1 protein-coding gene is annotated in these 2,476 nt (G+C 74.4%); it reads left to right on the top strand.

Going from position 1 to position 2,476, the window contains the following annotated elements; genetic code table 11:
• The first annotated feature begins 189 nt into the window (after positions 1-189).
• The gene (locus EAO72_RS41600) at positions 190-2,301 is read left to right on the top strand and encodes an ATP/GTP-binding protein (RefSeq protein ID WP_261991887.1); all 2,112 of its coding nucleotides are present in this window, start codon (positions 190-192) and stop codon (positions 2,299-2,301) included.
• Positions 2,302-2,476 lie beyond the last annotated feature (175 nt).

The raw sequence follows: 2,476 nt of genomic DNA, 5'->3' as shown, positions 1-2,476 counted from the left end.
CCCTGACCAGCCAGGTCCGACCGCTGCACCGGCCAATCTAGTGCGCGCACACGGTGAGTTCAGCAACGCGCCCGGATAGTGACGGGTCCGGGGCCCGCCACATCCAGTACCGGGGAGCGGCCACTTCCCGTACCGGGGGCGGCCACCTCCGTACCGCCCCGCCCCTCGCTGGTGGGTCCGCTGGCGACGATGGTCCTGTGGCTCCTGCTGTGGCTCCTGCTGACGGAACGGGCCGTCCCCTACGTGTCCGTGCCGATCGAGATCATCACCGGTCCCGAATGGTGGTCCTTCGGCGGGCTCAAGGAGGACGCGCCGGCGCTGGTGGTCAACTCCACGACGCTCTACTACCAGGTCCTGGTCCTCGGCCTGGGCTTCTGGGCCGCCCGGATCGGCGGCTGGGCCCATGTCTTCCGCTACTTCGCGGGATCCCGGCTGGACCGGGCCAGGCTGCTGCTCTCGGTCTCCGGCGCGGTGGTCACCGTATGGCTGGTCTGGACCCGGCGGGTACCGCTCGCCGACATCATCCTGCCCGCCGTTCCGACCAGCTGGATGCAGGGCGGCGGCAACCAGTACGCGGCGCTCCTCGTCTCGCTCATCGCCTACGCCCTGATCGGCACCGCGATCGTGTGGCCCTTCGCCAGGACCGGTCAGTGGGCGGCGGCGCTCGCCGCACTCCTCGGACGCGGTGAACCCGGCCCGGAACGGGCCCGGACCGCTCCGGCACCGTCCGGACCGGACCTCGCCCACTGGCCCGAACTGCGGGACGCCGGCAGCACGGACGCCGCGGAGGCCCTCACCGCGGCCGTCCACGCCGACCGGCTGAACGACATCGACTGCGTACGGCTGCGCCACGCCTGGGGAGCCGCCCGGACCCGGCCCGACCGGCGGGCCTCCTTCACCGAAACCGTGCTGTGCAAGGGCGCCGACGCCTTTCTGCACCCCTCGGGCCGCCGGGACCTGCCCCGGCGGACCGCCGTGCACGACCCGCTCACCGGCCAGGTCCGGATCGGCGCCTGCGCCGACGACCCGCGCAACCCCTATGAGCGCCGCGGCTCGGGGATGGCGCTGGAACCCGCGTCGCTGGGCACCTCGCTGCTGGCCGTCGGACCGCCCGGCTCGGGGAAGACGGAACGGGTGGTGCGGCCCGTCGTCGAGTCCCTCGCCCTGCGGGCGCTCACCGGCCAGGCGGCGGTGCTCGTCGTCGGCGCGGGCGGCGACCGGCTCGGCCCGGACGGGGCCTACGACGTCGTCGTCAGGATCGGCGACCCCGCGTCCCTCCACGACTTCGACCTGTACGGCGGGACGACCGACCCCGACGAGGCGGCTGCCGCCCTCGCGGAGGGCCTGGCCGGCGACCTCCCCGCACCGGACACCCGGCGCGCGGCGACCGCGCTGGGCCAGCTGCTCGGCCCGTACCGCGCCGTCCACGGCACCTTCCCCGCCGTACCCGAACTCCGCGAACTCCTCGAAGGCTCCGCCGCCGCACTGGACGGCCTGCGGCAGGCACTGCAGGCGTCCGGACACCACGCGATGCTGCGTGAACTCGACGCCCGGCAGCGCCAGGCGGGCGGCGCCGGAGACCCGGCGGCCGTCCTCGCCGACCGGATCGCCGTGCTCGACCGGCCGGCCTTCGCTCAGTTCTTCGCCACCGGGCCCGACGCCCGCCCGTTCTCGCTGCGCTCCCTGGAGCAGCATCCGCTGCGGGTGCGCATCGATCTGCCGGAGCGCGCCCACGCCGAGGCGTCCCGGCTGCTGGCCCGGCTGATCCTCGCCCAGTTCAACGCGATCACCGCGGCCCGCGCCGACCGTTCCCTCTTCGTCTGCCTGGTCCTGGACGACGCGACCCACACCGTCACCGCCGAGACCGTCCGGGGCATCCGCCGGCTGCGCTCCGTCAACGCGGGCGCGCTCCTCGCCCTGCGCACCCTGGACGACGTGCCCGAGGAACTGCACACACCGCTGCTCGGCGCGGTCGGCTGCACCATGGCCTTCCCCGGCGTCACCACCTGGGACGGCAAACGCTTCGCCGAGACCTGGGGCAAGGAGTGGGTCGAGGTCCGCGAGGTCGCCCAGCACGGCGTCTTCGCCGACCAGCCGCTCACCCGCGCCCTGCACGCCCTGCGGAAGATGGCCACCGGCAAGGCGGTCACCACGGACGCGGTGACCGTGCGCCAGGTCGAACGGGAACGGTGGTCCGCCTCCGGACTCGCGTACGAGCTGCCCGTCGGCCACGCCGTGCTCTCCCTCACCACGGTCGACGGCGAACACGCGCCCCCGCTCCTGGTGCGGCTGGGCGGCTGACGGAGGCAGGCACGGCCCGTGTGACGGTGACGAGGACCGTCACCGCCGAGACCGTCCGGGGCATCCGCCGGCTGCGCTCCGTCAACGCGGGCGCGCTCCTCGCCCTGCGCACCCTGGACGACGTGCCCGAGGAACTGCACACACCGCTGCTCGGCGCGGTCGGCTGCACCATGGC

This window comes from Streptomyces sp. OR43 (genome assembly GCF_008042275.1).
Classification (GTDB): Bacteria; Actinomycetota; Actinomycetes; order Streptomycetales; family Streptomycetaceae; genus Streptomyces.
The sequence above is the reverse complement of the archived record's forward strand: the minus strand, read 5'-3'. Positions and strand labels throughout refer to the sequence as shown.